Source organism: Candidatus Thiosymbion oneisti, from assembly GCF_900092655.1.
In the GTDB taxonomy this organism is placed as follows: domain Bacteria; phylum Pseudomonadota; class Gammaproteobacteria; order Chromatiales; family Chromatiaceae; genus Thiosymbion; species Thiosymbion oneisti.
The window spans coordinates 1-231 of record NZ_FLUY01001241.1 but is presented as its reverse complement, the minus strand read 5'-3'; the positions used below and the strand labels follow the sequence as shown (position 1 = coordinate 231).

The 231-nt window shown below is 67.5% G+C and carries 1 protein-coding gene; it reads left to right on the top strand.

The annotated features are described in order from the left end of the window. A partial coding sequence (locus tag BQ17_RS21880) for a hypothetical protein (RefSeq protein ID WP_218068260.1) occupies positions 1 to 231 on the top strand: 231 nt, incomplete at both ends.

Here is a 231-nt window from a genome sequence, read left to right as displayed (position 1 = left end):
CCGTGGGTCAAATCATCGCCGGTACGGCTGCTGACCGGAAGGACATCACCCTCACCGCAGGCGGTGCGATCAGTGACCACGACACCACAGCGGAAGGCGCGGGCAATGAGAACCTCGTGGGCGGCGCGATCAGCCTGACCGCGGGCGGCGCTATCGGCGCATCAGGAGCCGGCGCCATCGACACGGCTGTTGCAACCAAGCTCGACGCGCAGGCCACCGGCGGCAACATCT